The sequence below is a fragment of the Parabacteroides johnsonii DSM 18315 genome (assembly GCF_025151045.1).
GTDB lineage: Bacteria > Bacteroidota > Bacteroidia > Bacteroidales > Tannerellaceae > Parabacteroides > Parabacteroides johnsonii.
This window is the reverse complement of the sequence record NZ_CP102285.1, coordinates 4083462-4108218: the sequence shown is the minus strand read 5'-3', so window position 1 is coordinate 4108218 and position 24757 is coordinate 4083462. Positions and strand designations below refer to the sequence as shown.

The 24757-nt window shown below is 45.6% G+C and carries 17 protein-coding genes; 10 read left to right on the top strand and 7 right to left on the bottom strand.

The annotated features are described in order from the left end of the window. Nucleotides 1-3 precede the first annotated feature (3 nt). From NQ564_RS16785 to cobC, 4 genes are read left to right on the top strand one after another with little or no spacing between them, the layout of a single operon-like run. Nucleotides 4-519, top strand: a complete 516-nt coding sequence (locus NQ564_RS16785; protein ID WP_008147131.1) for a bifunctional adenosylcobinamide kinase/adenosylcobinamide-phosphate guanylyltransferase — start codon at nt 4-6, stop codon at nt 517-519. 15 nt (nt 520-534) lie between these two features. Continuing rightward, the gene (gene cobT / locus NQ564_RS16780; protein ID WP_008147130.1) at nt 535-1572 is read left to right on the top strand and encodes a nicotinate-nucleotide--dimethylbenzimidazole phosphoribosyltransferase; all 1038 of its coding nucleotides are present in this window, start codon (nt 535-537) and stop codon (nt 1570-1572) included. A gap of 25 nt (nt 1573-1597) precedes the next feature. Beyond that, on the top strand, nt 1598-2350 hold the full coding sequence (locus NQ564_RS16775) for an adenosylcobinamide-GDP ribazoletransferase (RefSeq protein ID WP_008147127.1): 753 nt from the start codon (nt 1598-1600) through the stop codon (nt 2348-2350). A gap of 12 nt (nt 2351-2362) precedes the next feature. After that, a complete protein-coding gene (gene cobC, locus NQ564_RS16770) occupies nt 2363-2896 on the top strand; it encodes an alpha-ribazole phosphatase (protein ID WP_008147125.1) in 534 nt (177 codons plus the stop codon). Nucleotides 2897-3098: 202 nt separating this feature from the next. Here cobC and NQ564_RS16760 read toward each other — a convergent pair whose 3' ends face one another. Both NQ564_RS16760 and NQ564_RS16755 read right to left on the bottom strand, forming a co-directional pair. Continuing rightward, on the bottom strand, nt 3099-3941 hold the full coding sequence (locus tag NQ564_RS16760; protein ID WP_008147121.1) for a PepSY-like domain-containing protein: 843 nt from the start codon (nt 3939-3941) through the stop codon (nt 3099-3101). A 27-nt stretch (nt 3942-3968) separates the two neighbouring features. After that, the gene (locus NQ564_RS16755) at nt 3969-4406 is read right to left on the bottom strand and encodes a PepSY-like domain-containing protein (protein ID WP_008147119.1); all 438 of its coding nucleotides are present in this window, start codon (nt 4404-4406) and stop codon (nt 3969-3971) included. 127 nt (nt 4407-4533) lie between these two features. On the opposite strand from NQ564_RS16755, the gene NQ564_RS16750 reads away from it, so the two are divergent. From NQ564_RS16750 to NQ564_RS16735, 4 genes are all read left to right on the top strand, one after another. Next, nucleotides 4534-6189 (top strand): trypsin-like peptidase domain-containing protein, encoded by a 1656-nt coding sequence (locus NQ564_RS16750; RefSeq protein WP_008147118.1) that lies wholly within the window; start codon nt 4534-4536, stop codon nt 6187-6189. A 243-nt stretch (nt 6190-6432) separates the two neighbouring features. Further along, nucleotides 6433-8124, top strand: a complete 1692-nt coding sequence (locus NQ564_RS16745) for a tetratricopeptide repeat protein (RefSeq protein WP_008147116.1) — start codon at nt 6433-6435, stop codon at nt 8122-8124. Nucleotides 8125-8437: 313 nt separating this feature from the next. Further along, nucleotides 8438-10759: a GH92 family glycosyl hydrolase gene (locus NQ564_RS16740; protein WP_008147112.1), complete on the top strand. Its 2322-nt coding sequence runs from the start codon at nt 8438-8440 to the stop codon at nt 10757-10759. A 14-nt stretch (nt 10760-10773) separates the two neighbouring features. Beyond that, nucleotides 10774-12426, top strand: coding sequence for a glycoside hydrolase family 10 protein (locus NQ564_RS16735; protein ID WP_008147110.1), 1653 nt, complete (start codon nt 10774-10776; stop codon nt 12424-12426). A gap of 421 nt (nt 12427-12847) precedes the next feature. Here NQ564_RS16735 and NQ564_RS16730 read toward each other — a convergent pair whose 3' ends face one another. Genes NQ564_RS16730 through NQ564_RS16715 form a run of 4 tightly spaced genes read right to left on the bottom strand, consistent with a single transcriptional unit; the run spans nt 12848 to nt 19544 of the window. After that, the gene (locus NQ564_RS16730; protein WP_008147104.1) at nt 12848-14317 is read right to left on the bottom strand and encodes a glycoside hydrolase family 28 protein; all 1470 of its coding nucleotides are present in this window, start codon (nt 14315-14317) and stop codon (nt 12848-12850) included. Between the two features lie 36 nt (nt 14318-14353). Beyond that, nucleotides 14354-17236 (bottom strand): glycosyl hydrolase, encoded by a 2883-nt coding sequence (locus tag NQ564_RS16725; protein ID WP_087375529.1) that lies wholly within the window; start codon nt 17234-17236, stop codon nt 14354-14356. A 15-nt stretch (nt 17237-17251) separates the two neighbouring features. After that, nucleotides 17252-18004, bottom strand: coding sequence for a glycosyl hydrolase family 28 protein (locus NQ564_RS16720; protein WP_008147098.1), 753 nt, complete (start codon nt 18002-18004; stop codon nt 17252-17254). Nucleotides 18005-18062: 58 nt separating this feature from the next. Continuing rightward, a complete protein-coding gene (locus NQ564_RS16715; RefSeq protein ID WP_021863034.1) occupies nt 18063-19544 on the bottom strand; it encodes a glycoside hydrolase family 28 protein in 1482 nt (493 codons plus the stop codon). 597 nt (nt 19545-20141) lie between these two features. Here NQ564_RS16715 and NQ564_RS16710 point away from each other — a divergent pair. Then, nucleotides 20142-21134 (top strand): TolB family protein, encoded by a 993-nt coding sequence (locus NQ564_RS16710; protein WP_227963178.1) that lies wholly within the window; start codon nt 20142-20144, stop codon nt 21132-21134. A 13-nt stretch (nt 21135-21147) separates the two neighbouring features. Beyond that, on the top strand, nt 21148-22833 hold the full coding sequence (locus NQ564_RS16705) for a DUF6057 family protein (protein ID WP_008147093.1): 1686 nt from the start codon (nt 21148-21150) through the stop codon (nt 22831-22833). Nucleotides 22834-22905: 72 nt separating this feature from the next. Here the strand turns inward: NQ564_RS16705 and NQ564_RS16700 are convergent, their stop codons facing one another. Then, entirely contained in the window at nt 22906-24747 is a 1842-nt protein-coding gene (locus NQ564_RS16700; RefSeq protein WP_008147092.1) for a RagB/SusD family nutrient uptake outer membrane protein, read from the bottom strand. Nucleotides 24748-24757: the final 10 nt, after the last annotated feature.

Below are 24757 nucleotides of genomic sequence, written 5' to 3'. Positions count from 1 at the left end.
ACAATGGGGAAAAAGCATATCGTTTTAGTGACAGGCGGCCAACGTTCCGGAAAAAGCGGATATGCACAAAAGCTCGCTTTGTCACTGACGGCCCATCCAGTTTACCTGGCGACATCACGTGTCTGGGACGAAGAGTTCCGCGAGCGTGTGCTTCGCCATCAGGCCGATCGAGGACCGGAATGGACGAATATCGAGGAAGAAAAATACCTGAGTCTCCACAATCTGGACGGCCGTGTCGTCGTTATCGATTGTGTCACTCTCTGGGGAACGAACTTTTTCTTCGACAATGAGGGCGACACGAATCGTTCCCTCGCCGAGTTAAAAGAAGAATTTAATAAATTTACAGAGCAAGATGCCTATCTGATCTTCGTCACAAACGAAATCGGGTTAGGCGGTGTTTCTCCCGATGCGGTGCAACGCCGGTTCACGGACTTGCAAGGTTGGCTTAACCAATACATCGCATCCCGTGCCGACGAAGTTATTCTCATGGTGAGCGGTATTCCATTGAAGGTAAAATAATAAAAACACGATACAATGATCTCTTTCAACATTCAAAAACCTGACATCGCTATTGCCACAGCCTTGCAGGACAAAATCGATAATCTGACGAAGCCCAAAGGGTCACTGGGTACGCTTGAAGAAATTGCACTTCAAATCGGCCTGATCCAGCAAACATTATCCCCGGAGCTTCATCATCCGGTCAACGTTATATATGCATCCGACCACGGGATCGCCGACGAAGGAGTCAGCCAATCACCCAAAGAAGTGACACGCCAGGTGATACATAACTTCCTGAACGGAGGAGCGGGCATTTGTTTCCTTTCACGCCAACACGGCTTCGAAATCAAGATTGTCGACGGTGGTGTGGATTTTGATTTCCCTGCTATCCCGGAGCTGATCGACCGGAAAATCAGGAAAGGGACCCGCAACTTCCTGCATGAAGCGGCCATGACACAGGATGAGATGGAATTGGCCATCCAATATGGTGCCGACATTGTCACAGATTGCCACGACAATGGGTGCAACGTGATCAGTTTCGGAGAGATGGGAATCGGAAACACCGCTGCATCAAGTATGTGGATGACTTGTCTGACGGGAATCCCGCTGATCGATTGCGTAGGAGCCGGAAGCGGCTTGGACAGCAAAGGGGTCAAACATAAATATAATGTCTTAAAAAAGGCGCTCGCTCATTACAAGGGAGATAACAGCCCGCTGGATGTGATCCGCTATTTCGGCGGCTATGAGATGGTGATGGCTGTGGGAGGCATGCTCCGTGCAGCCGAGTTAAAGATGGTCATCCTGGTGGATGGCTTTATCATGACGAACTGCGTACTGGCTGCGTCACGCCTGTATCTGGAAATGCTTCCTTATTGTATATTCGGACACTGCGGGGACGAGGCCGGGCACAAACGTGTACTGGATATCTTACAAGCTAAGCCGCTGCTAAATCTCGGCTTACGCCTGGGTGAAGGTTCCGGTTCCGTATGCGCCTATCCGATTGTAGACTCAGCAGTCCGTATGATCAACGAGATGCACAGTTTCCAACAGGCCTCCATCACCAAATACTTTTAATTCTTTCATTCTTTAATTATCAACCATGCTCCATATCCTCGCCGCTTTCATCTTTTTCACCCGCCTCCCTTTCTGGCGGCTAGCTGAAGTGCCTTCGGAATATTTCAAGAATGTAGTCAGCCGCTGGGCGCTGGTCGGTTGGCTCACTGCCGGGTTTTCCGTGATCGTGCTTTATGCCACTTCACTGGTCCTGCCGACAAGTGTTGCCGTGTTATTGGCAATCGTCACCCGCCTGCTGATAACCGGTTGCCTTCATGAAGACGGGCTTGCCGACTTTTTCGACGGCTTCGGGGGAGGGACCTCTCGCGAACGAATCCTTTCCATCATGAAGGATTCACATATAGGAAGCTACGGAGTGATCGGGTTGATTCTTTATTTTGCGCTTCTATATACGTTATTGAGCAGCCTGCCACTGGCTCTTGCCGGAAGTGCGATACTGGCAGGCGATCCTTTTTCCAAAGGAGTTGCCGGAATGATCATTAACAGGCTTCCCTATGCACGCAAGGAAGAAGAGGCTAAAAACAAAACGGTTTACAGCCGGATGACAACAAGCGAATATACATTTTGCCTGTTCTCCGCTCTTATTCCGATGTTCTGGCTGCCGGAACCCGTCTATTACCTGGCAGGCCTACTGCCTATTCTCGTCTTCTGTTCCCTCACCTATTTGATGAAAAAGAAAATACAAGGTTATACAGGTGACTGCTGCGGAGCGACCTTCTTGCTTTGTGAATTGAGCTTCTACCTGGGGATAGCCCTTATTTATACAACACTCATATAAAACACATATTACATGGAAATTTATCTGGTCAGACATACTTCCGTCAACGTTCCCGCCGGCTATGCATACGGACAGACCGACGTTCCCCTCCGCCCCACGTTCGAGAAGGAAGCAGAAGCCGTAAAAAAGACCTTATCCGGCCATACATTCGACAAGGTGTGGAGTAGCCCGCTTACACGCTGCACCCGCCTCGCCGCCTATTGTGGCTACCCGGACGCAGAAAAGGAAGACCGCATCAAAGAAATCAGTTTCGGAGAATGGGAAATGAAATCGTGGGACGAACTATCCTCCGATCCTCGATCGAAAGCCTGGTTCAATGACTGGATCAACATTCCGGCTCCCTCGGGCGAATCTTTGCAAGATCAATACAACCGGGTCAGTCATTTCCTGGACGAAATAAGGAGAAGCAGCTTGCAGAAAGTATGCCTTTTTACGCATGGCGGTGTCTTAATCTGTGCCCACGTTTATGCCGGAAAGTATGACCTGAAAGAAGCATTCAGGAATGTCCCTTCATACGGAACGGTCATCAAGTTGGAATTGGATTAAGCAACAACGTCCGTTGCTCCAAAACGCTAATCGCTTTGGAAGCTACTGCGCATCTCCTGCACGGCTGCAAATGCTAAGTTTTGGACATGGGAACGGGCTATCACCTGTTTGGCGGCTGGAAAACAAAGCCGGATTATCTCCGATATGCTGGATTCCATGTCCAATTGTCTCCCATGAACCTGAAAACGATAAGGACGGGTTTCTACAATATCTTTCCGGTAGTGTCTATGCGGAGTTTCACATCTTGCTTACCGGATTCCAGTTCAACGAGATACCATTCGCCAGTCTGGGTCTCGATGAAATCAGCATCGTCGATCTTATAGGTTGCATATTGCGAAGCCTTAATAGCAGCCATTACCACATCCGGCAGTGCGGAAATACGAAGTTCCGTTTTAGTCTGCACCCAAGCACCTCCGTCGTCGAAAAGGAGTTCACGACAAGCCGTTCCATCTAATATTTCAACTTCTGTCATACCTTTTTCCCGATCGATATCCAAGATGCGGGCAGAAGGATAATGTTCTTTGATGTAAGCCTCTACGGAAAAGGGAGGTTGGAACGGGATGAAATCTTCATACCCATCGTTTCCACCCGCATCGAGAACAGTTTTCACCAGGATACCATCCGGGGAGTAGTAAAGATCCACCTCGCTATTGCCTTGTTCCACTTCGAGCACATAGACAGTCTCGACATCCCGGCGTTCGATCATATCCACATCGTCCACCTTCCAAGTCGAATATTCGCCTTGCTGGAAAGCTGTCTTCACCACATCAGGTAGTCGTACAAAAGGGATATCCGTTTCCGTCATATACCAGGTTCCGCTATTGTCGAACCAAGCTTCCTTCTCTACTTTATCTTGTTTGAAATCCACAACCAAATAATCGTTACGCGTCTCCCACTCCACATCCTTTGCCGAAGGATATTTTTCGTCGAAGGCTGTTTTGGTCTCGGCACTCACATAGCTGGGAATCGGTCCGTCGTCATCATTGTCACAACTTTGGAACAGGCACAAAGACAGTGCCGCAAGTAAAAATACATTCTTCATCATACTGTTTCTATTTAAATCAGTTCTCTATTAATTGTTTATATCTATCAAGTTAAACTTCTTGTCAAACTCCAGCTTCATACCGTTAGCAAGTTTCGCCTCATATCCCCGATCTTCCTTTTCGATCTTAACGACCTTATGATCGGGATAAGTGGCCTTTACATAGTGCAAAATGGCTTCGGGAATAACGGCTTCGGGAACAGCAGAATATTTGCAATCCACTTCTTTCCAGGTTCCGTCCTTAAAGAACTCCACTTTGCTGCTACTGGCAAAAATCACTTCATACTTCTTGTCAAAGAAATCCTTTTCCATCTTTGCCAACGCCACCTTTTCCTGCGGGAAATATTTCTTTACATATGCCTGTGCCTTAACGGGCAGCTGGTCAAAACGAACCGGACGGTCATCGTCCGCGCGAACGCTTATACTTACGATAAGCAGGCAAACTAATAGGGCTAAAATTTTCTTCATTTGATTCTTCTTTTACAATTCTACTTCTTATCTGTCTAATCTTTCGACAGGACAAATATCAGGAGCAATTTTAAAATGAATCTGAAATAGCTGATTATTTCCTTAAAATCGTATATTTGCTGCTACTATGGCAAAACATCTTATTATAATATATTTCGGATTATGCCTGTTTCTTAGTGTTTCCGTCAAGGCACAGATCAGTCACGGAGGGCAACCGCTCCCTCTCACGGCCACCAAAAGCCTGACAGAGGATATGTTTATCATAATGCCCCCGTTCGACCTAGCGGAACAGCTCCGGCTCGACTCGCTCGAAGCGACCGGCCTCAGGAGTGGATTCCGCTTTGCCTATAAATTCATGACGGACTATAGACCGGAGAATTCCGGAGTCCGTTTCACACTGCCCGACGGGACAAAGGTCTGGCGGCTTGGTATACGTTCCGAAGGTGCGCTCTCCCTCAATGTAATGTTCAGCGAATACCATCTGCCCAAAGGCGCACGCGTATTCCTATACAATAACGACCAATCGGAAGTATTGGGCTCATTCAACCACTTGAACAATTCGGAACGCAGCATTCTGCCCGTCGCCCCGATCCAAGGAGACGAACTAATCATCGAATACCAAGAACCGATGGAAGCCGCTTTTCCCGGAAAGCTCGCGGTCGGCGAGGTGAACCACGGCTACCGGAAGTTCAGAATCTCGGAACCGCAGCCCGACTTTGCGGCTTTCCAATGTATGCCGGCCGTAGCTTGTTACCAGGATTCGACAACTCGCTACGACGCTATCGAACGCAGTGTTGTCCTGATGATCATCAACGGGACGACTGGTTGTACGGGAACGCTCATCAACAACACGGCAAATGACGGGAAACCTTACCTCCTTACGGCTTCACATTGCCTGAACAACCAATTCCAAGTCAAAAATCCGGATTATGAAGAGGTGGCGGGTAATATCGTCTGTTACTTCAATTACAACAGCCTCCAATGCAGTCCGGTTGAACCCGGACGTACCGACCAGACAATCGCCTCGGCTCATTTCCGAGCCGTGAACGAATTAACAGATATGGCGTTACTGGAATTGCAGGACACACCGCCTGCCGATTACCGGGCCTATTATGCCGGCTGGAACGCACAGGATGCGGGAACAGCTCCTTATACATGTATCCACCATCCGGGCGGATCGCTCAAGAGGCTTAACCTTGCCGAGGGAAACGTGGAACTGACAACCTATAAAATACAGGTTACCGACTTCAATGAAAATTCACACTGGAAGGTAGGCCGCTGGACGACAGGCTGTACAGCCGGTGGTTCGTCCGGTTCTCCCCTTTTAGATAGCGACAACCGTGTCATCGGAGGCTTGACAGGCGGTGCTTCCAGTTGCCTCAATCCGGTCGAAGACTTCTTTTTCTCTATACAAAAAAGCTGGTCCGAGCCTGCCGATAGCAGTAAGCAGCTCAAATATTGGCTCGATCCTGTCGGAGTGACGGTTCCTATCTGCACCGGAATGGATCCGAACGAAGGAGGTGGAACAGCCAACGAGCACATAGAGGCGACAACGGATGTTAGCCTATCTGTCGACAGATACCGGCATACGATCCACATCGACTTTGCTGATCCCATCAGCAAAGCTTCGCTCTCTTTGGTTTCGCTCACCGGAAAGCCTGTACGCAATTATTCCATCACCGGACAACAGGTGACCTTGCCGATCGATTCGATTCCGGCCGGCGTGTATATTGTGAAGATTGTTTATAATAACAAACTTTATACTCAAAAAGCTCTGTTTTGATTAAAATTTGACAATAAGGGTCAAACGAAATTCAGAAGGATTCACCAGATTCATTTCCTATCTGTTTTGACATCAGGCCGGAAAAAAGGAAGACAAGATTCATTAATAAGTATTAATTAGAAAGATTTTATCTCTTGTTTGCTCTTCATAACAAAAAAATGCTTTAGTTTTGCACTTTGATGGCTAAGGGATATTTGAAAGTGAATATATAAACATAGTAACATTTTAAACTTACATCAAATTATGAACAAAAAGTATTTAATGCCTTTCCTTGTATTGGCAGCAATTCTGACTTTTTCTTCTTGTTCAAACAAGTTGAAACCGTTAGCTGAAGAGTACATCAAAGCTGAACCGCAGCCGCTTGAGGCCATCGGAGGCAAAGTTCCTGTGACTATTAATGCCACATTCCCTGCAAAATGGTTCAACAAAAAAGCAGTCGTAACCGTAACTCCGGTTCTTCGTTATGCCGGTGGTGAAGCATGGGGAACATCTTACACTTACCAAGGTGAAAAAGTAAAGGGTAACAACCAGGTTATCCCGCAGAAAGCAGGTGCTAACGTAACCATGAAATCTGCTTTCACTTACAAACCGGAAATGAAAAAATCTGAATTGTATCTGACTTTCGACGCAAAGATCAAGAACAAGACAGTTAAATTGCCGGACGTAAAAATCGGCGAAGGTGTGATCGCTACATCTGAATTGGCTGACGCAGCTACTGCTAACGCAGCTATCGCAGCAGACAAATTCCAGCGTATCATCAAAGAAGCTCACGACGCAAACATCATGTTCCTTATCCAGCAGGCCAATCTGCGTGCTAAAGAGTTGAACTCTGATGCAATCAAAGAATGGAAAGAACTTGTTAAGAACGCTGACGAAGCTCCTAACCAGAACGTAGCAATCGAAATCTCTGCTTACGCTTCTCCTGACGGTGGTGTTAAACTGAACACCGGCCTGGCTGAACGCCGTGAAGGCAACACAAGTAAATATCTGGCTAAAGAGTTGAAGAAAATGAAGGTTGACGCTCCGGTTGACGCTCGTTACACCGCTCAGGACTGGGAAGGCTTCAAAGAACTGGTACAGGCTTCCAACCTGCAGGATAAAGACCTCGTGCTGAGAGTTATCTCTATGTATCAGGATCCTGAAACAAGAGAAAAAGAAATCAAGAACATCTCTGCTGTTTACTCTGACTTGGCTGAAACAATCCTGCCGCAACTTCGTCGTTCTCGTTTAACTGCCAACATCGAAATCATCGGTAAGTCTGACGACGAAATCAGCGCATTGGCTAAGAGCAATCCTTCTGAACTGAACATCGAAGAAATTCTGTACGCTGCAACTCTGACTAACAATGATTCAGAAAAGATGGCTATCTATACAAAAGCTTCTGAACTGTATCCTAACTGCTACCGCACTTGGAACAACATCGGTATGATGGCATTCCGTGCCGGCGACCTGGCTAAGGCAGAACAGATGTTCAACAAATCAAACTCTGTAAAAGCTAATCCTGAAGCTAACATGAATTTAGGTTTGATCGCTTTGACTAAGGGTGACCAGGCTAAGGCTCAGCAGTTGTTCGGTAGCGCTGCAGGCGTTGCTGAATTAGGCGAAGCTTTGGGTGTTCTGTATTTGGAGCAGGGTGAATGGGCTAAGGCTGCCAACTCTTTCGGTTCAGTTAAGTCTAACAACGCTGCACTGGCTCAGATCCTGACTAAGGATTACAGCAAAGCATCTCAGACTTTGAACGCAGTTGCTAAACCTGACGCTACAACTTCTTACTTGAAAGCTATCGTAGCTGCTCGTACAAACGATGCTAACGCAGTTATCAGCAACCTGAAAGCTGCTATCGCTGCAGACAAGGCTATGGCTAAAGAAGCTGCTATCGACCTGGAATTTGCAAAGTATGCAACTAACAGCGAATTCGCTGCATTGGTTAAATAATAACAAACTTATTCCATATATCTGAAAGGGCTGTCTCTATAAAAAGAGGCGGCCTTTTTTGTTCTTATATGGATACTATATGTATCTTTCGTAAAAATTAAAACTGTGATTTATATTCATTAACGAAAACGACAACAATCATATCAACCTCTTTGCCGGACCTCAGTAGGTTCTCCAACTGGTCAAATCCCCAGAGGCGTTGTAGCTTTTCACCATTTAGCCAAATATCTAAATAAATCCGACAAAAAATACATGTGCATATTTACGACTTTGATTACTTTTGAACATTCCAGAAAATAAGAAAAACACGTATATGCAAAAACAAATGAAATCACTGTTTGTCGCTCTTGTCTGCATGACCATGCCGGTTATGGCACAAAAGACTGATCAGGTAAACCCAATCATCGGAACAAACGGGATGGGACATACATTCCCCGGTGCCTGTGCTCCGTTTGGCATTGTACAGGTAAGTCCTGACACCGATACCATTCCTCATAACATCGATGGAGTTTATCAACCTCGCGCGTATGAATACTGTGCCGGCTACCAACATAAGGACAGCTCCATCGTCGGCTTCAGCCATACGCATTTCAGCGGAACAGGGCATTCCGATCTCGGTGATATCCTGCTGATGCCTTTCACCGGAGAATTACAGATCAACCCCGGAACGGCCGATAATCCGGACAGTGGCTATCGTTCCCGATTCAGCCATGACACCGAAATATCCCGCCCAGGCTACTACGAAGTACAACTGTCCGACGATCTAATCAATGTACAACTGACAGCAACCGAACGGGTCGGTATTCATAAATATACCTATCCAGCCGATCAGAAAAAACAACTGATCCTCGACCTCAACCACGGTATCTACAATTATGATGGCAAAGTGTTATGGGCAAACCTCCGGGTCGAAAACGATACCCTGCTTACGGGCTACCGTATTACCAACGGATGGAGTCGCGTAAATTATACCTATTTTGCTATCTCATTCTCCCAACCAATTACCCATTACGGATATACGGACCGGGAGAAAGTCAACTACCCTGGAGGATTCCGGCGTTTCAATACAGCGGAGAACTTCCCGGAGATCGGAGGGCGTAAAGTCGTTTCCTACTTCGAATTCAAGGAAGGAAGCGCCCCTCTCGAAATCAAAGTAGCTCTTTCGGCTGTCGGAACAGACGGAGCTTTAAAGAACCTGCAAGCGGAAACCACCGGAAAATCGTTCGACACGATCCACAAGGAAACAAATGGGAAATGGGAAAACGCGTTGTCTGTAATCGATGCGAAAGGCAGTAACGACCAGCTATCCATGCTTTATACATCTTTGTACCATACGATGATCAACCCGTCCGTTTATATGGATGTAGACGGGAAATACCGGGGGATTGATCACAATATTCACCAGGCCGAAGGTTTTACGAACTATACCGTATTTTCTGTCTGGGACACGTACCGAGCTTTGCATCCGTTGTTCAACATTATCAAACGGGATGTCAGCACGGATCTTGTGAAATCGATGCTCGCCCATTACAGCCAAAGTGTGCATCACCTGCTACCGGTCTGGTCGCATATGGGTAACGAAAACTGGTGTATGATCGGCTACCACTCGGTTTCCGTTCTAGCCGATGCCATCACCAAAGGCTTGCCGATCGACAAACAGGAGGCAGTCAAAGCAATGGTCAGCAGTTCAAACGTACCTTATTATGATCATACAGACGAGTACAAACAATTAGGATATGTCCCTTTCGACAACTCCCCCACTTCCGCTTCCATCACGTTGGAGAATGCATATGAAGACTGGACGGTCTACCACACGGCACTCCTAACGGGTGACCGGCAGACAGCAGAGACCTACAAGAAGCGTGCACTCTCTTATAAGAACGTGTTCAAACCAGGTCTGGGCTTCGCCTGTCCACGTTACAAAGACGGTAGCTGGAAGAAAGATATCGACCTGCTCAGCACACACGGACAAGGTTTTATCGAAGGAAACGCCTGGAACTATTCTTTCTATGTACCGCAGGCTCCATCCGATCTGATCCGCTTAATGGGTGGCAACCGCAGCTTTATCAATAAGCTGGACTCCCTGTTCACCATGCATCTGCCAGACGAGTTCTTCGCCCAAACCGAAGATGTGACACGGGAAGGTCTACTCGGCACTTATGTCCACGGTAACGAACCAAGCCACCACATTCCCTATTTATACAGTTGGACCGACGAACCGTGGAAAACGCAATACTGGATTCGCGAGATTATGAACCGTATGTACCGCAACAATATCGACGGCTTATGCGGCAACGACGACTGCGGCCAGATGTCCGCTTGGTACATCTTCTCGGCCATGGGCTTTTATCCAGTATGCCCCGGTACCGACCAGTATGTCATCGGAGCTCCTTATCTGCCTTACATGCAGATAAACCTAGAAAACGGAAAAACATTTACAGTCAGAGCGGATCAGGTCAGCGACAAGAACCGTTACATCAAATCCGTTACCCTAAACGGTAAACCTTATACAAAGGCGTACATCACCCATCAGGACATCATGAATGGAGGTGAACTGGTCTTCCAAATGACTTCGAACCCTAATAAGAAAAGGCTGTTCACAGCAGAGGAAAAGCCTTATTCGTTAATCGAATAAACACACGACACACCATGAAATCACTTATAATTAACTATCTCTCGATTCTTTTATGTGCACAGGCTTTCTTTGCCTGTGCACCCGATGTAAAAAAAGTACCCGAACGAACATTCCGGATCATTCATAATAACGATGGTTCCGACCTGTTAGGAAACCGCTGGTTCAAGTATCGTCCGCTTACACTTGCCGACCTGGACTCCTGCGTCGATATGGTGGCGAACTCACAGGTTACGACCTATATGATGTGCTCCGGCAGCGATTTCTTCTATGTCCGTTCCAAATATGGCCATGTGATGGGAGACGATCTGGACGGAACGTTGGATTGTGGTTGTGATACAGCTCAGTATAATTCTTTCCGAAAATACTACCGAAACCATCAGAACCTGGAAAAAGAAGGGACAGACTTGGTCGCTTACACTTTAAAGAGGGCTAAGAAGAAGGGGATGGAAGCCTTCATCACCTACCGGATGAACGACTTACATTTCAATGATACAACTACCCATTGTCCGATCTCGTACACCGATTTCTGGATTCAGCATCCAGAATACTGGCTGAACGACACGACACAAGGTTATAACAGCGGCGGAGCTTTTGACTTTGCCATAAAGGAAGTGCGCGACCGTAAGCTGGCGATTGTTTCCGAGCAATTGGAAAATTACGCCGACATAATCGACGGATACGATCTCGACTTCATGCGCTTTATCGTTTACTTCAAGTCAGGCACAGGGCCACAGAACGCACCGCTGATGACACAATTGGTGAAAGACATCCGTCAGAAAGTGGATGAAGTCTCAGCCAAACAAGGCAGAAAGATCCTGCTCTCCGCACGTGTAGCGCCAACAGTCGAACAAAACATGATGAAAGGTCTGGATATACGTGAATGGCTGCGCCTCGGACTGCTAGACTTTATCAGTACAGGTGTTCACTGGAGGGGAGATCCTGCCATGCCGGTAGCCAAGTTCCGAGAAGAAATGGGGAAAGATCTCAACATTCCGTTCTACAGTTCGATTGACGACGGAGGCTACCGCCCACGGGAATTCTGGTCACACGGTATGCACAGGGGGATGTGTTCTCATATCCTTTCACAGGGAGCAGACGGGATCTACCTGTTCAATTACTATTTCGGTGCCCTCAACTCCGAGCATGACGGGAAGCTATACCTAGAAGACGGTGGCCAAGTTTGCCGGATCATGATGCCGGAACTGCTACAAGAGTTAGGTTCGCTGGAAACTTTAAAAGGCCGGAATAAGATCTATGCGCTGTCTGACGGGGTTATACAGTATAATATAAAGCCAGACTCTCCACTCCCACTAAAAATAGGCAAGGACGAGCAGAAAGAGGTAGATCTTTATATCGGCGATTCGGTAGAAGAAGGATATCCGAAAGAAGCAATCCTATTCATTCGCACTAATCATCCGATAATCTGCCGACTGACGGTAAATGGGGAAGCGGTTGAGAAAGAAATGCCAGCCTATACTTACCTATACGACAGGGAACGCGGGCTGGAAAAAGGAGAAAAAGAATATGCCTTTATCCTCCCCGACAAAATCCTCAAACAGGGATATAACCGCATATGTTTCCAGTCCGAAGAAGAAAAGACATTCACAGTCAAACGGGTAGAAATAGCCCTTAAATACGGAGATGTGGAAACGCACGGGTATTTCTAAAACCGTTTTCATCACGAAAATGATCTATAAAAGGTAGGAAAGGTTCAAAATCTTTTCTCCCTTTTTCTTTGTATAACTAAACATTTAACTATGAGAAAAAACAGAATGTGAATTTCATTTGCTTCCGATTGTAAAGGAAAAATCACTATATAACAAGCTATTAAGGCAATTTTATCTATTTTCATCCTGCGGAAAACAAGAAATATGAAAATAGAGATCCGTTATCCCTATGGAAGAGGAATCAAAATGACTTTTGCAATGTTTCTCCAATAGACCGGAGTAGTATCGAAAACCGCATGTAAAAAAAGTTCCGCCCTACAAAACTTTAGGCATAAAAACGTATTATACAACCATATAAACACAAATTTCACCAGCAAAAAGGTGTATAGGGCAGAACATGCGGAATACGCGGATACACGTTCTATTTTTTTATCTTCGTAGACTTGTAAGCATGTATTTTTTCCTTCTTTCCGGCAGACGGTTCAACCACTTTAATCTTCGTAAATGTACCGTTATGCACATCGTCCAGAACGATAGCCGGACGATAGTCTTTCTTCAAGGCTGTCAACTTCACATTCCTAAAAGTGACGCCATCGGCATGACGGACATAGAAGCCCCAAGCCGGTAACTCCTTATGCTGAGAGAACTCAGGGTACGCCTTCGGCATTTCCGGCACCTTGTCCAGTTCGTTCAGCCCAACTTTAGCATACAACGGGTTACCGCCGCCTGGATAAACGATCTCGACGTTCTCTATGGAGACATTCGTAATCTTGTTGTCTTGCAAGCCGACAATGCCGGAAGGCGAGACATTGCGCGGATTATCTTCCGTCGGCCCTTCGTAGTCATATCCTGCGTCCGGTTTTGTTGCCGGGACCTCGGCATAAACATTCGAGATATGCACGTTGTCCATCCGGCTACGACGACCTTCACGGCGTTCTCCCACCACCAAATAGATTGGATTTCCGGTATTGATGGAACGGAGGCTATCCACTACCACATTTTCAACCTGTCCGCCATCAACCGCCTGGATCGTTATGGCCGAACGGAACGTATCGAATACAGTATTATTGATAATCTTTATATTCTTGAAACCACCCGTCGAAGCCGTACCGAACTTAATACCGCTTGCACTTGAACAGACCGTATTGTTGCGCACCTCGATATTCTGGCAGACAGCATCGGCACTATGGGATTTCAGACAGATCGCATCGTCTGTCGCATCCACATAACAGTTTTGAATCAATGCACCGTTACAGTCGACAATATCCATCCCGTCGTTATTCCAGTAAGCACGGCTATGCACCGTAATACCGTCGATCAAGAGATTTTCGCACTGGTCGTAAGTCTGTGTCCAGAATGCCGGGTTCATCATCGTCACCCCTTTTATTTCCACGTTCTTGCATTCGCGGAAATAGACCAGTTTCGGACGGTTGGCAACACGTCCCAACTGCAACTTATCCCTGATCACCCCTGAATAAACCTGGTTGATGAAATTATTGGCAAGCTCACGTCCGCGACCGTCAATCACCCCTTTGCCAGTGATACCGATATTATCCTGCTTGTTAGCCAGAATCAAGCCATACCAAGCTTTCAGTTCCATATCATAATCATAAGGATTGGTGGAACCGACCAACACGGCCCCCTCTCCCAAATGGATCGTCACATTTGACTTCAGATGAATACTGCCGGTCAGATAACGTCCGACAGTAAACACCAGACGTCCTCCCCCATTCTCGGAAATAAAGTCGATCGCCTTTTGTATGGAACGGGTATTCATGGTTGTTCCATCCGACTTGATCCCGAACATAGTCATCTGGTAATCTTTTGCCCACACCGGAACCACCATTTCCACCAGTAAGCACAGGATCATTATTTTCCTAATCACATTCATAGCTCTTCAAATTCCTAATTTCTTAATTTTTAATTCTCAATTCTTAACTCTATAAACGGTGACCGGTCCGACCAGTCCCGCCGATTGGACTACATCCTGCCTCCGGGTCCATGCCTGAGCGATCTTATTATCCTTCAACGTCTTCATATAGTTTCCCATAACAGTTACGACATGTACCTCAACCGTATTCTCCCCCTGTTTCAATTGGGCTGCGACCGGATGGATACGGCGGCCATACCATTTGACACCACAGCTCTGCCCATTCAAGAATACTTCCGATACACCATGCACTAATCCGAGATTAAGCACCATTCCGGCAGATGAAGAGACATTGACTTTCTTTCTATAGACAATTGTACCGCAGAAATTCACATAGTCCGTATCCTTTAAATCCTTCAGTTTGTCGAAATGGGTATTCTGTACCGTATTCTCACGGCTGTGACGGAACTCTACATCCCAGTCAGACGAAAGATCTTTCAAATCCTCACCGGAAACCGGAAGCGGCTTGTAATCATTTCCTCTCTTCTGCTTATCAAACACAATCAGGAGAGAATCAGCCGGACCGAAGTCGAACAGGAAACTGTTGGCAACATCCAGCGGCAACCGGTACCGTTCGCCCGTTTCCAGATCCCACACCCAACCCTGACGGCCTTTTACAACCTCGTTGCTAAAGGAAATACGGGTCTGATGCGAATTATAGCGGTGCGCATAACTGAAGAAAAACATTTCTTCCCTGTTATCACCCTGATAACGGTTCTGCATCAGATAAGGATCAGGTTTTTCGATAGTCATATACGATGTCAATCCATAGTCCTTCTGTACCCCCTGGTACCAACCGACAAAGTCTTTTTCCGGTTTATGGAGTAATATAAAACGCCCGTCCATCTGCTTCATCTTTTCCACCCATCCCTGCACTTCCTTATCATGCTTGTCATGATCTTTCAGGCCGACTGATTTATGCGGATAAGCCTCGATGCAGAAGATACGTCCTCCTGAGGTCACAAAATCATACAATTTACGCGCGGTAGCCGGTTCCATACTCTCCACCTCGATCAGGAAAAGCGTTTTGTATTTGCGGGGACCATAGCATAAGTAACCGTCTTTCATCTCAGCATCCCGGATGATCGATTCAGAAACATAGTCGCAACCGCTGCCGTTCTTATGGATCGCCTCCCATACCAATGTCTTATATTTCACATTGGTAGTGGCAGGGAACGGCTCGTTCTGCATTCCCAAGGTGCTCCACATATCGGCTATCGGATGCAAGATCGCGATATCCGCATACATGGTTCCATGTTGCAGGGCGGAAGCCATGCGGCCTTTATAAGCGGTATAATATTTGAAATACGGCCACCAGTTGTTATTCTCGTTATAATAAGCCCCGTAACGAATCCATCCGGGGAACGGAGCTTCTTTAGGAGAATAGTTGAAACCGTGGAAGATAGAATGCGTCACACCGGAAATAGCCGTCTGGTCACCACCGATCTTCAATAGCTCCAATGTCATATTGAACACGGTATAGGTATTTGTCATTTCCTCACAACTCACTAGGCGCTTTCCACGCAAATGGGCGGCAGAAGACACATACTTATTGACCATTGTATAAGCACGGCCCCGGCGGTAGTCCTCTTCCGACATCTCTTCACCCAAACGATGGCGTAACCAGGTCATCGTCCAGGATTCACATTCCGGAATATCATAGTCCAGACTGCTTTCGAGCGGGAAGAAACCACGTCCGTAGGCTTGTGCACGCGATTTCACATTCAACCCTTTACACCAGTCCAGGTAAGTCTGTGTAAAACGCTCGCGCAGCAGTTCGGCTTTCGTATATTCGAAGTCATAGCGTACACGCTGGATCGTATCATCCAGTTCGGGAGTGAACTGGACCTTCGGCTCATAGGTCAACACATTCCCCATGCTGCCCATCTTAAATAGAATGAAAGGTAGATACGGTTGCACATCATATCCCCGGCGTTTCTTGAACTCCTCCGCCATATCATACGACCAATTCGAGCCTTCCAGTTCCATGCTATCAGTAAAGAGAGAACGGATATTGCCGGACAACGGGCCTAAACGGTTCTGAATCTTGTCCGACATATTGTTCAGATATTTTTGTACGGCCGGCTTGTTGAAGTGGTTCAACACCGGTCCCGTAGCACCGGGAGCACCATTGATCACTTCGAGGAAACCGCGTATCTTGACCAAGGCAAACAAGACATATTTTCCATCGGGCACTTTAAACTTGAACGCCCCATCCACCTCTTTACCCATCAGGTTGATAGCCTGGTCAAGACTGCCAAACGGTTCGGGAACCAGTTGCAAGGAAACCAGCTCCATCTTCCTTCCGAGAAAAGGAGAACTGATAGCAGGATCGGCCGCACAGAACAGACCGTCGCGAGAGACTTCATAATCGATCGGCCCACTCAGCTTCTCTGAATAATTTACTACGACATCCGCCCGTTCATCTCCCGTCAGGAACTCCGCCCCGAACGGCCAACCGGAACCAACAATCAGATCGCAGGTCATATCAAGCGACTTCGCCTCGTCAAAAGCCACCCTCAACATATCGATCCATTCGTCACTCAACCAGGGCAGCGACTTCTTTCCCAAATCATCCGTATCATTACCGGGAAATTTTACAGGATTGATCTCCACCCCTCCGATACCTGCATCCTTCAATATGTGCAGTTCACGTTTCAACTCGTCAGCTTCCACCTTATCCCCGTTCCACCACCAACGGACAAACGGACGATAAATAGATTGTGGATCACGAAATAATTTATATAGCTCACCGGAACGCAAGACCGTCCCCTTCATCTCATCGGTTACACTGACCGAACCCCACAACGGCATACGGCTACCGACAGCACAACCAGCTGTCCATAAAACACTTTGTTTGATAAATGATCTCCTCTGCATAATTTTTTCCTCCTTTTATTGATCGCTTGAGACAGCTTTGCCGTCTGGTGTTACACAATTTGTAAATATTAGATTGCGGGATGTCCCAGCACTCTCCAACGGATTCCCCGTCATATTGAAGTAGCAATCTGTCATCTTCACTCCATCACACCCAGAGATCGAAATTGCTTTCCGGTCCGATGCACCTGCATTCACAACGACTTTGTCGACTGTCACATTATGGCAATCCTTATATATTTCGGCTATGTCTGCTGCATCCTGTAGGGTGATTTGTTCAATTTTTACATCCTCGCAGCCTTCCATACAGATCAAAGCCGGTGCATAACCGGATACATTTCCTTCGATATGGCCTTTCTGCAATTGCTCTTCCACACTTGCCTGCACAGCGATGCTACGCCCATCGATAATACCTTTTCCACCGATACCGATATTTTTTTGCTTGTCTGCGTAAATAATCGCATTACATCCCCCTACTCCTTTAAAATCATAAACGGATGGAACTGCAACTAAAGTGGCTCCTTCTTCGATACGGATCGTCACATTCGACTTCAGTTCGATTGAACCAGTCAGATAACGGCCCACATAAAAAACAAGCCGGCCACCTCCCTGTCCACTTATATAATCAACAGCCCGCTGAATGGAACGGGTATTGAGTGTCACCCCGTCAGATTTGATCCCAAACATCGCAACTTGATAATCTTTTGCCGAAAGCCCCGCCACAAAAAACAGAAGTCCTATCACACTTGCAAATAACTTATTCTTATTCATGTTGTCTCACTTTTTTGTTTTTTAATCCTATACATCCTTCCTATCCGATATCACGCTATCATTTTAGCACTTTAGACTTATAAGGGAATATCTGTTTCTTTCCCTCACTCTCCGGCTCGACAAACCGGACATCCTTAAAGGTCACCTTCCCGGCATCATCCATCACGATAGCCGGACGGTAATCTTTTTTCAAAGCCTTAAACGTCACATTATCAAAAATGATTCCCTCAGCATGGCGAATGTAAAAACCCCAGGCCGGCAATTCCTTAAACTGCGAAAACTCCGGATAGGAAGTCGCCATTTCAGGAATACTGTCCAACTCGGCCGGTGTCAGTCCACGATAAGCGTAGTAAGGATTACCGCCTCCAGGAGAAACGATCTCGATATTCTGAAGCGTCACGTTCTGAATCTTATATTCCGGCAATCCGACAATGCTGGCAGGTGAGATATTGCGCGGAAGGTCTTCAATCGGCCCTTCATAATTATATCCGGCATCCGGTTTATCCATCGGGATCTCGGCATAGACATTTTTGATCGTGATATTCTTCATGACCGGTTTCTTCCCTGCACTCCAACGGTCGCCGATACGAAGATAGATCACATTTCCCGTATGAATGGAGCGAACACCATCTACCTCTATATTTTCGATCAAGGCACCATCAACCGCGGCAAACGTGATAGCCGAACGATACGTATCGTATATCTTAATATTCTTCACCTTGAAATTACGGAAACCACCACGGGACACTGTTCCAAATTTCAATCCGCTGGCACTCGAACGGCCTACACAGTTCTCGACCACCACATTCTGACACATACTGTTCGCATCGTGCGATTTGAAACAAAGGGCATCATCCGCCGCATCAAGAAAAGAATTTTTCAGCACGACGCCGTCACAGTCCACAACATCGATCCCGTCGTTGTTCCAATAGGATTTGCTATCGACGTGTATGCCGTCGATATACAGATTTTTGCACTGATCGTAGGTCTGGTTCCAACTTGCCGGATCCCGCAGGGTAATATCTTTGATCGTCACATTCTCGCATTCGCGGAAATAAATATTCTGCGGACGGTTCGTCTCGTTCGGACGACCCAGTTTCAGAGGGTCTTCGTAGATACCTCGCTGGATATAGTCCACCATATTGTTGGCGGTTTGAAAACCACGCCCGTTAATTGTCCCCTTCCCCGTTATACCGATATTCTGCTGCTTGACTGCGAAAATCATAGACATCCAGCGAATATACGAATCTTTTTCGTAATCCCAGGGATTGGTCGATCCCAGTAGAGTCGCCCCTTCTTCAAGATGAAGTGTCACATTCGATTTAAGATAAATTGATCCCGTCAGATAATTACCGGCAGTAAAGACCAGGCGTCCTCCACCCAGTTTGTTCACAAAGTCGATTCCTTTCTGAATGGAGTTTGTATTCAAAGTCTTGCCGTCTGCTATCACACCAAAATCCGTGGCATAATAATCCTTGGCCGACAGGCTTGCCACACATATCAGAGTGAGGCTAAGAATAAAGAATTTGTATCTGTTCATCATAATACGGTATTTACATAAATAAGATTAATGCATGTTCCCATGTGTCTTTCACAACGGACAAAAATATTTACGTTCTCACAAATTTTATCTATGCTTTTGATATTTATAATTAAAAATTTGATACATCTTTGCAAAGTGCTATTATTAACAGAACGAGATATGAAACAATTATTATTTACTTTATTAGCCTTCTTTATCTACACTGGATGCACCGAAAATAGAATTGCATCAAAGCAGGAAAATACCTATCCGAATATCTTTCCAGATTATAAAGAAATAAGTATTCCTATCAATATTGCACCTTTAAACTTTACAGTCAAAAATTCTTCTCATATAAAAGCTATTTTTTCCAATAATAACCAACCATTATTTAGCATTGAAGGGAAAAACAAAATCGATATACCCTTAAAAAAGTGGCGGCATATAATCTCGCGCAATATTGGAAAACAGATAGATATATCCATATCTATTTGGAACAATTCTTATCCGGAAGGTGTACAATACAAATCTTTTCCTATTTATATTACCACAGACTCTATCGATCCATATATCGCCTACCGACTGGTCGAACCTGGTTACGAATCATGGCACGAAATGGATATACGACAAAGAGCCTTAAACTGTTTCAAAGAAGAGATTATCATTTCCAGTAATATGACTGAAAAAGGATGTGTAAATTGCCATTCATTCTGCAATTATTCACCTACCGATTTCATGTTTCATGCACGGACTACTCCGGGAGGGACAATCATCATTAAAAATAACCAGCCCGTCAAAGTGCAATTATCGCAACTCGGATCGTCCAAAGAAGGAACTTATCCCCATTGGCATCCATCCGGCAAATACATCATTTTTTCAACCAATGCCACCCGTCAGTCTTTTTATAGCCGAAATCCGAACCTTATAGAGGTCTACGATCTGGAATCAGATCTGATCTTATATGATCCGGTCCGGAACACAGTCATAACAGATCCTCGTTTCAACAGTCCGGAATCTTTCGAGACATTTCCAGCATGGGCTCCTGATGGGAAACGCCTATATTATTGTACAGCCCCTGCCAAACAATTACCTAAAAGGTTGAGAGAGGTCAAATACTCCATTTGCAGTGTTTCCTTTGATCCAGATAGCGGTTCTTTCGGAGAAACGATAGACACGATCTATACAGCACACAATAAAAGCGCTTCATTTCCCCGCATCTCACCAGACAACCAATATCTACTTTTCACCGAATCAGATTATGCAACTTTCCCTATTTGGCATAAGGAAGCAGATCTGAAAATGATATCTTTACAAGATTCTGCTTCCGTAAATACCGATATACTAAACAGCCCGGACGTGGAAAGCTATCACTCCTGGTCTTCAAACGGAAAATGGATCATATTCAGCAGCCGGCGTCTGGACGGACTTTATACCCGTTTCTTTATCGCCCACCTAAATAAAAACGGAAAGTTCAGTAAACCGTTCCTGCTCCCGCAGAAAGATCCTGACGAGAACAACCTCCGGATGAAGTCATTCAACATCCCGGAATTTATCAAGGATAAAATCACAATCACCAGATCCCAACTGGATCATACCGTAACCGATTAAAACATACATAAAAATGAAAAAAGAAAACATCATACTTCTGATCCTGTCAAGTATTTATGCACTCATTATCGAATATATGTTCTATCCCGAATATACTCGTTATCAAGAAGCAGGCGAATTATTCCTGGCGACAAATGACTACCTGTCAGGTTATCTACTTGCTCCAGCAGGATGGAACAGTCTGCTAACTAATTTTTTGTCCCAGTTCTACCACCCGCTCTCACTGGGACTTTTCGTGGAAACAAGTTTGCTTCTGATTACTGCAGCTATTACCCTACTCTACTTGCGGCAATGGAATGCCACACAGCATAGATGGGTAATCATCATTCCGGTTATTATGTTCTGCATCTATCAATATGCCTGGAACTTATCTGCACTATTACAATACAATCTGTTCCTTCTGACACTCGCTTTTTATCTTTTCCTCCAGAACAAAATCATACGGCATATCAGCGCTTTGATCGCTATTCCTTTCTTGTATCTCCTTTTACCAGAAAATAGCTTACTCTTATTATATCTGTATGGAGTTGTTTTCGAACGTATTTCCTTCAAACAAAAAGGCTTTCCTATATTACCGGCTATAAATCTGATACTCGTTACCGCATGGCCTCTGTTATGGCAAAATTTTATTTATTACACCCCGACCAATCAGTTGTACACCTTCATCAATCCGGAATATGGAATGCGATATGTTTACATATATTATGCCTTGTTCCTGATTCCGCTCTGTTCTGTCTTCCTCTCCGACCGAAAAGGGAACCGTTATATCTCCTTCGCACTCCCCCTTCTGTTAATCGCATTCAGCTGTTACAGCATTTACTCCTCCCCTAATCAGGAAAGGGAGAAACGCCTGGCTATACAACGGCATGCGGAAGAACAACAATGGGACCAGGTACTGCAAACAATCCATACCTGTAACATTAGCGAAGCCTATTATCATCCTTACCTGATGCTTGCCCTCAGTGAGAAAGGTATCCTGCCGGAACAACTCTTCCACTATCCGGTACAATCGGCAGACCGTATCTATTTTCCGGCAAATGAATTAGACGGAGCTAATTTCAACAGTCTTTTCGCCTATTCCCTCGGACTAAAACACGAAGCTCTCCATCAACTTGCACAAGCAAATGCCATGTCCCCGCAAGGTCTCTCTTTCTCCCGACTCAGAAGGATGATCGACTGGCAAACAGAATTCGGGAATCTTCCCCTAGCCCAGAAATATATGGACATATTACAGACCTCCACCTGTCACAAACAATGGATAAAAGAACGGACCAAACGACTCTCCACCTCTCTAACAACATTCAAAGAAGCCTACAAGGAAGATTTCATTATCGATGCATCTTCCCCTCTGATTCTTCTGACACAAGCGGTAAAAGCCGATACTACCAACCGCAAAGCGCTCGACTATCTATTATGCGGCGTTCTTTTGAGCAAAGATCTAAAAGGTTTCTATAATTTATTCCAGCAATACTTTCCACATAGTGAAACGATACCAGTTCATTATCAAGAAGCTCTATTAGTGGTTGACCTCATGTTTCCTCATTTGGAGGCCACCCGCAACTACCCGGTTAGCCCAATCTGCAGGCAAGCTTTCGAAGATTTCGGTGTACTGATGTCACAGCGTCCGAATACAGATCATGTACTCCGCCAAAAATACGGAAACACCTATTGGTATTATGGATTTATCCGTACCGCCTAACTCCGATACAAAGTAAAAGCCCGGAAGCTTTTCTGCCACCGGGCCTTTATTAGTTTATACAGATAATTCAGATCAATACCCCTCATTCTGCGGGAAATTCGCACCCGAGTTCGCTTCGATTACCTGTAATGGTATTGGATATTGCCATTGATAATCCTGAATATTAGGACCTGCATCTTTCAGTTCGTTTGTTGCGGCCGGGAAACGATATCCATATTTACGTGTACGCTGTACTAAAATCGGATTTTCCTTAGTTGACAAACGGGATAATGTCACCGCACGATGCTCTTCACCATACAGTTCACGGGCACGTTCATCCAAAATATAGTCTATCGTCACATCAGCAGCCGTACACAACGGAGCTTTGGCGCGGGCACGAACAACATTGATAGCTTCTGCTGCACTTGCCTTATCTCCTTTATTCAAATATGCCTCTGCCAACAACAGATAAGTTTCAGCCAGACGAATTACATACCAATCCGGATCATATCGGCGATAGTCACCATCTACATGTTTATCCGTACCGAATTTCCAAATACGCGGGAAAAGAGTGACCGTATCATTAGCCGTTACTTTATAAAGATCGGCATCCGGATCACCGGCAGCTTTTTTAGATTCATATAAGGCCTTCGCTTCATCAATAGCCTGCCTCCATGGCTTGCCGCCCGATTGATACAGATTACGCTGAATCATCTCTTCAGAGCCACGAACATCACTACCACAGCCATTCCACAGATCACCCAAGAACCATTCAGTCGGGTGGCAAGTTCCACCACCACCGTACCCTGTCGAGTCGGTTGCCACATTCGACTTATTCTTATTCGCGTCATAGTCTGCCTTACTATTCGTAAAGGTTACGGCCCCCCAACCGAATATCTGAATAATTTCACCATTCGATAAAGTCCTTTTCTTATCCACGTTATAGAAATTGGAAACAAAAGCCTGTTCAATATGGCATTTTGCAGGAGCAGAACCCCAACTTACAACACCACCGCCACCGGTATTGCTGATTCGTCCTTCATAATCATATTGAGCGACCCAGATTGCTTCCTTATTTCCTTCCTGATAATTAAAATTCCCCATACGGAACAAGTCCCAATAAGAACTATGAGGATTGCCATAACGGTCTGTAGCCTCACCCGCACGGGTTCCGAAACGTTCCGTCATCAGATGATAATCTCCGTCCGTTCCATCGATTACACGCTTTGCCGCCGCAATCGCTTTATCATAATCACCGATACAAATGGCCATTTCAGCCAGCATGTGGTCAGCTGCCGCTTTTACGATACGACCGTTTTTCGTTGTTGTCAACGGTAAATTTTGAGCTGCCCATTCGAAATCTTCAACACATTGTTTCCACACATCGATACGAGGAGAGCGTTCATAATCCACTTTCGCAGAACGAGCCGGTTCCAGTATAATCGGAGAATCACCATACATTCCAGCCAAACACCGGTGAGCCCATGCACGGAAAAAAATCGCTTCAGCCCGAACTTCCTTTTTCTGTGCCTCGCTATCCCATTTGATATCACGGGTATCGATCGCTTCAATAATAACATTCGACTGTTGAATGATCTGACATAAATTATCATACCAGTGACGTGAATAGCCCGGTTCGTCAGGAGTAAACGTCTTCCAGTTACTTGTAATATAATTCTGGTCTGTCGCAGCAAAGGTGTCCAGCCCCATACCTGTCATAAAGTAGTTATGATTACCCCATACACCAAAAAACAAATACTGGATGCGACCATGCAGAAAACCGATTGCCATATCCAATTCTGCAGGTGTATTATAAGATGTCGAAGAAGTATATTCATATGACTTTTCTTCCAGGAAATCATTGTCACAGCTAACTAATCCACACATGGACAAAGAGCCAACAACCGTTCCTAATAATATATTTTTAATTTTCATATCCGTTCAT

Excerpts from the sequence above, each read along its gene's own strand:
- NQ564_RS16785 (WP_008147131.1), top strand. The coding sequence starts at position 4 with ATGGGGAAAAAGCATATCGTTTTAGTGACAGGCGGCCAACGTTCCGGA.
- cobT (WP_008147130.1), top strand. The coding sequence starts at position 535 with ATGATCTCTTTCAACATTCAAAAACCTGACATCGCTATTGCCACAGCC.
- NQ564_RS16775 (WP_008147127.1), top strand. The coding sequence starts at position 1,598 with ATGCTCCATATCCTCGCCGCTTTCATCTTTTTCACCCGCCTCCCTTTC.
- cobC (WP_008147125.1), top strand. The coding sequence starts at position 2,363 with ATGGAAATTTATCTGGTCAGACATACTTCCGTCAACGTTCCCGCCGGC.
- NQ564_RS16760 (WP_008147121.1), bottom strand. The coding sequence starts at position 3,941 with ATGATGAAGAATGTATTTTTACTTGCGGCACTGTCTTTGTGCCTGTTC.
- NQ564_RS16755 (WP_008147119.1), bottom strand. The coding sequence starts at position 4,406 with ATGAAGAAAATTTTAGCCCTATTAGTTTGCCTGCTTATCGTAAGTATA.
- NQ564_RS16750 (WP_008147118.1), top strand. The coding sequence starts at position 4,534 with ATGGCAAAACATCTTATTATAATATATTTCGGATTATGCCTGTTTCTT.
- NQ564_RS16745 (WP_008147116.1), top strand. The coding sequence starts at position 6,433 with ATGAACAAAAAGTATTTAATGCCTTTCCTTGTATTGGCAGCAATTCTG.
- NQ564_RS16740 (WP_008147112.1), top strand. The coding sequence starts at position 8,438 with ATGCAAAAACAAATGAAATCACTGTTTGTCGCTCTTGTCTGCATGACC.
- NQ564_RS16735 (WP_008147110.1), top strand. The coding sequence starts at position 10,774 with ATGAAATCACTTATAATTAACTATCTCTCGATTCTTTTATGTGCACAG.
- NQ564_RS16730 (WP_008147104.1), bottom strand. The coding sequence starts at position 14,317 with ATGAATGTGATTAGGAAAATAATGATCCTGTGCTTACTGGTGGAAATG.
- NQ564_RS16725 (WP_087375529.1), bottom strand. The coding sequence starts at position 17,236 with ATGCAGAGGAGATCATTTATCAAACAAAGTGTTTTATGGACAGCTGGT.
- NQ564_RS16720 (WP_008147098.1), bottom strand. The coding sequence starts at position 18,004 with ATGAATAAGAATAAGTTATTTGCAAGTGTGATAGGACTTCTGTTTTTT.
- NQ564_RS16715 (WP_021863034.1), bottom strand. The coding sequence starts at position 19,544 with ATGAACAGATACAAATTCTTTATTCTTAGCCTCACTCTGATATGTGTG.
- NQ564_RS16710 (WP_227963178.1), top strand. The coding sequence starts at position 20,142 with ATGGATATACGACAAAGAGCCTTAAACTGTTTCAAAGAAGAGATTATC.
- NQ564_RS16705 (WP_008147093.1), top strand. The coding sequence starts at position 21,148 with ATGAAAAAAGAAAACATCATACTTCTGATCCTGTCAAGTATTTATGCA.
- NQ564_RS16700 (WP_008147092.1), bottom strand. The coding sequence starts at position 24,747 with ATGAAAATTAAAAATATATTATTAGGAACGGTTGTTGGCTCTTTGTCC.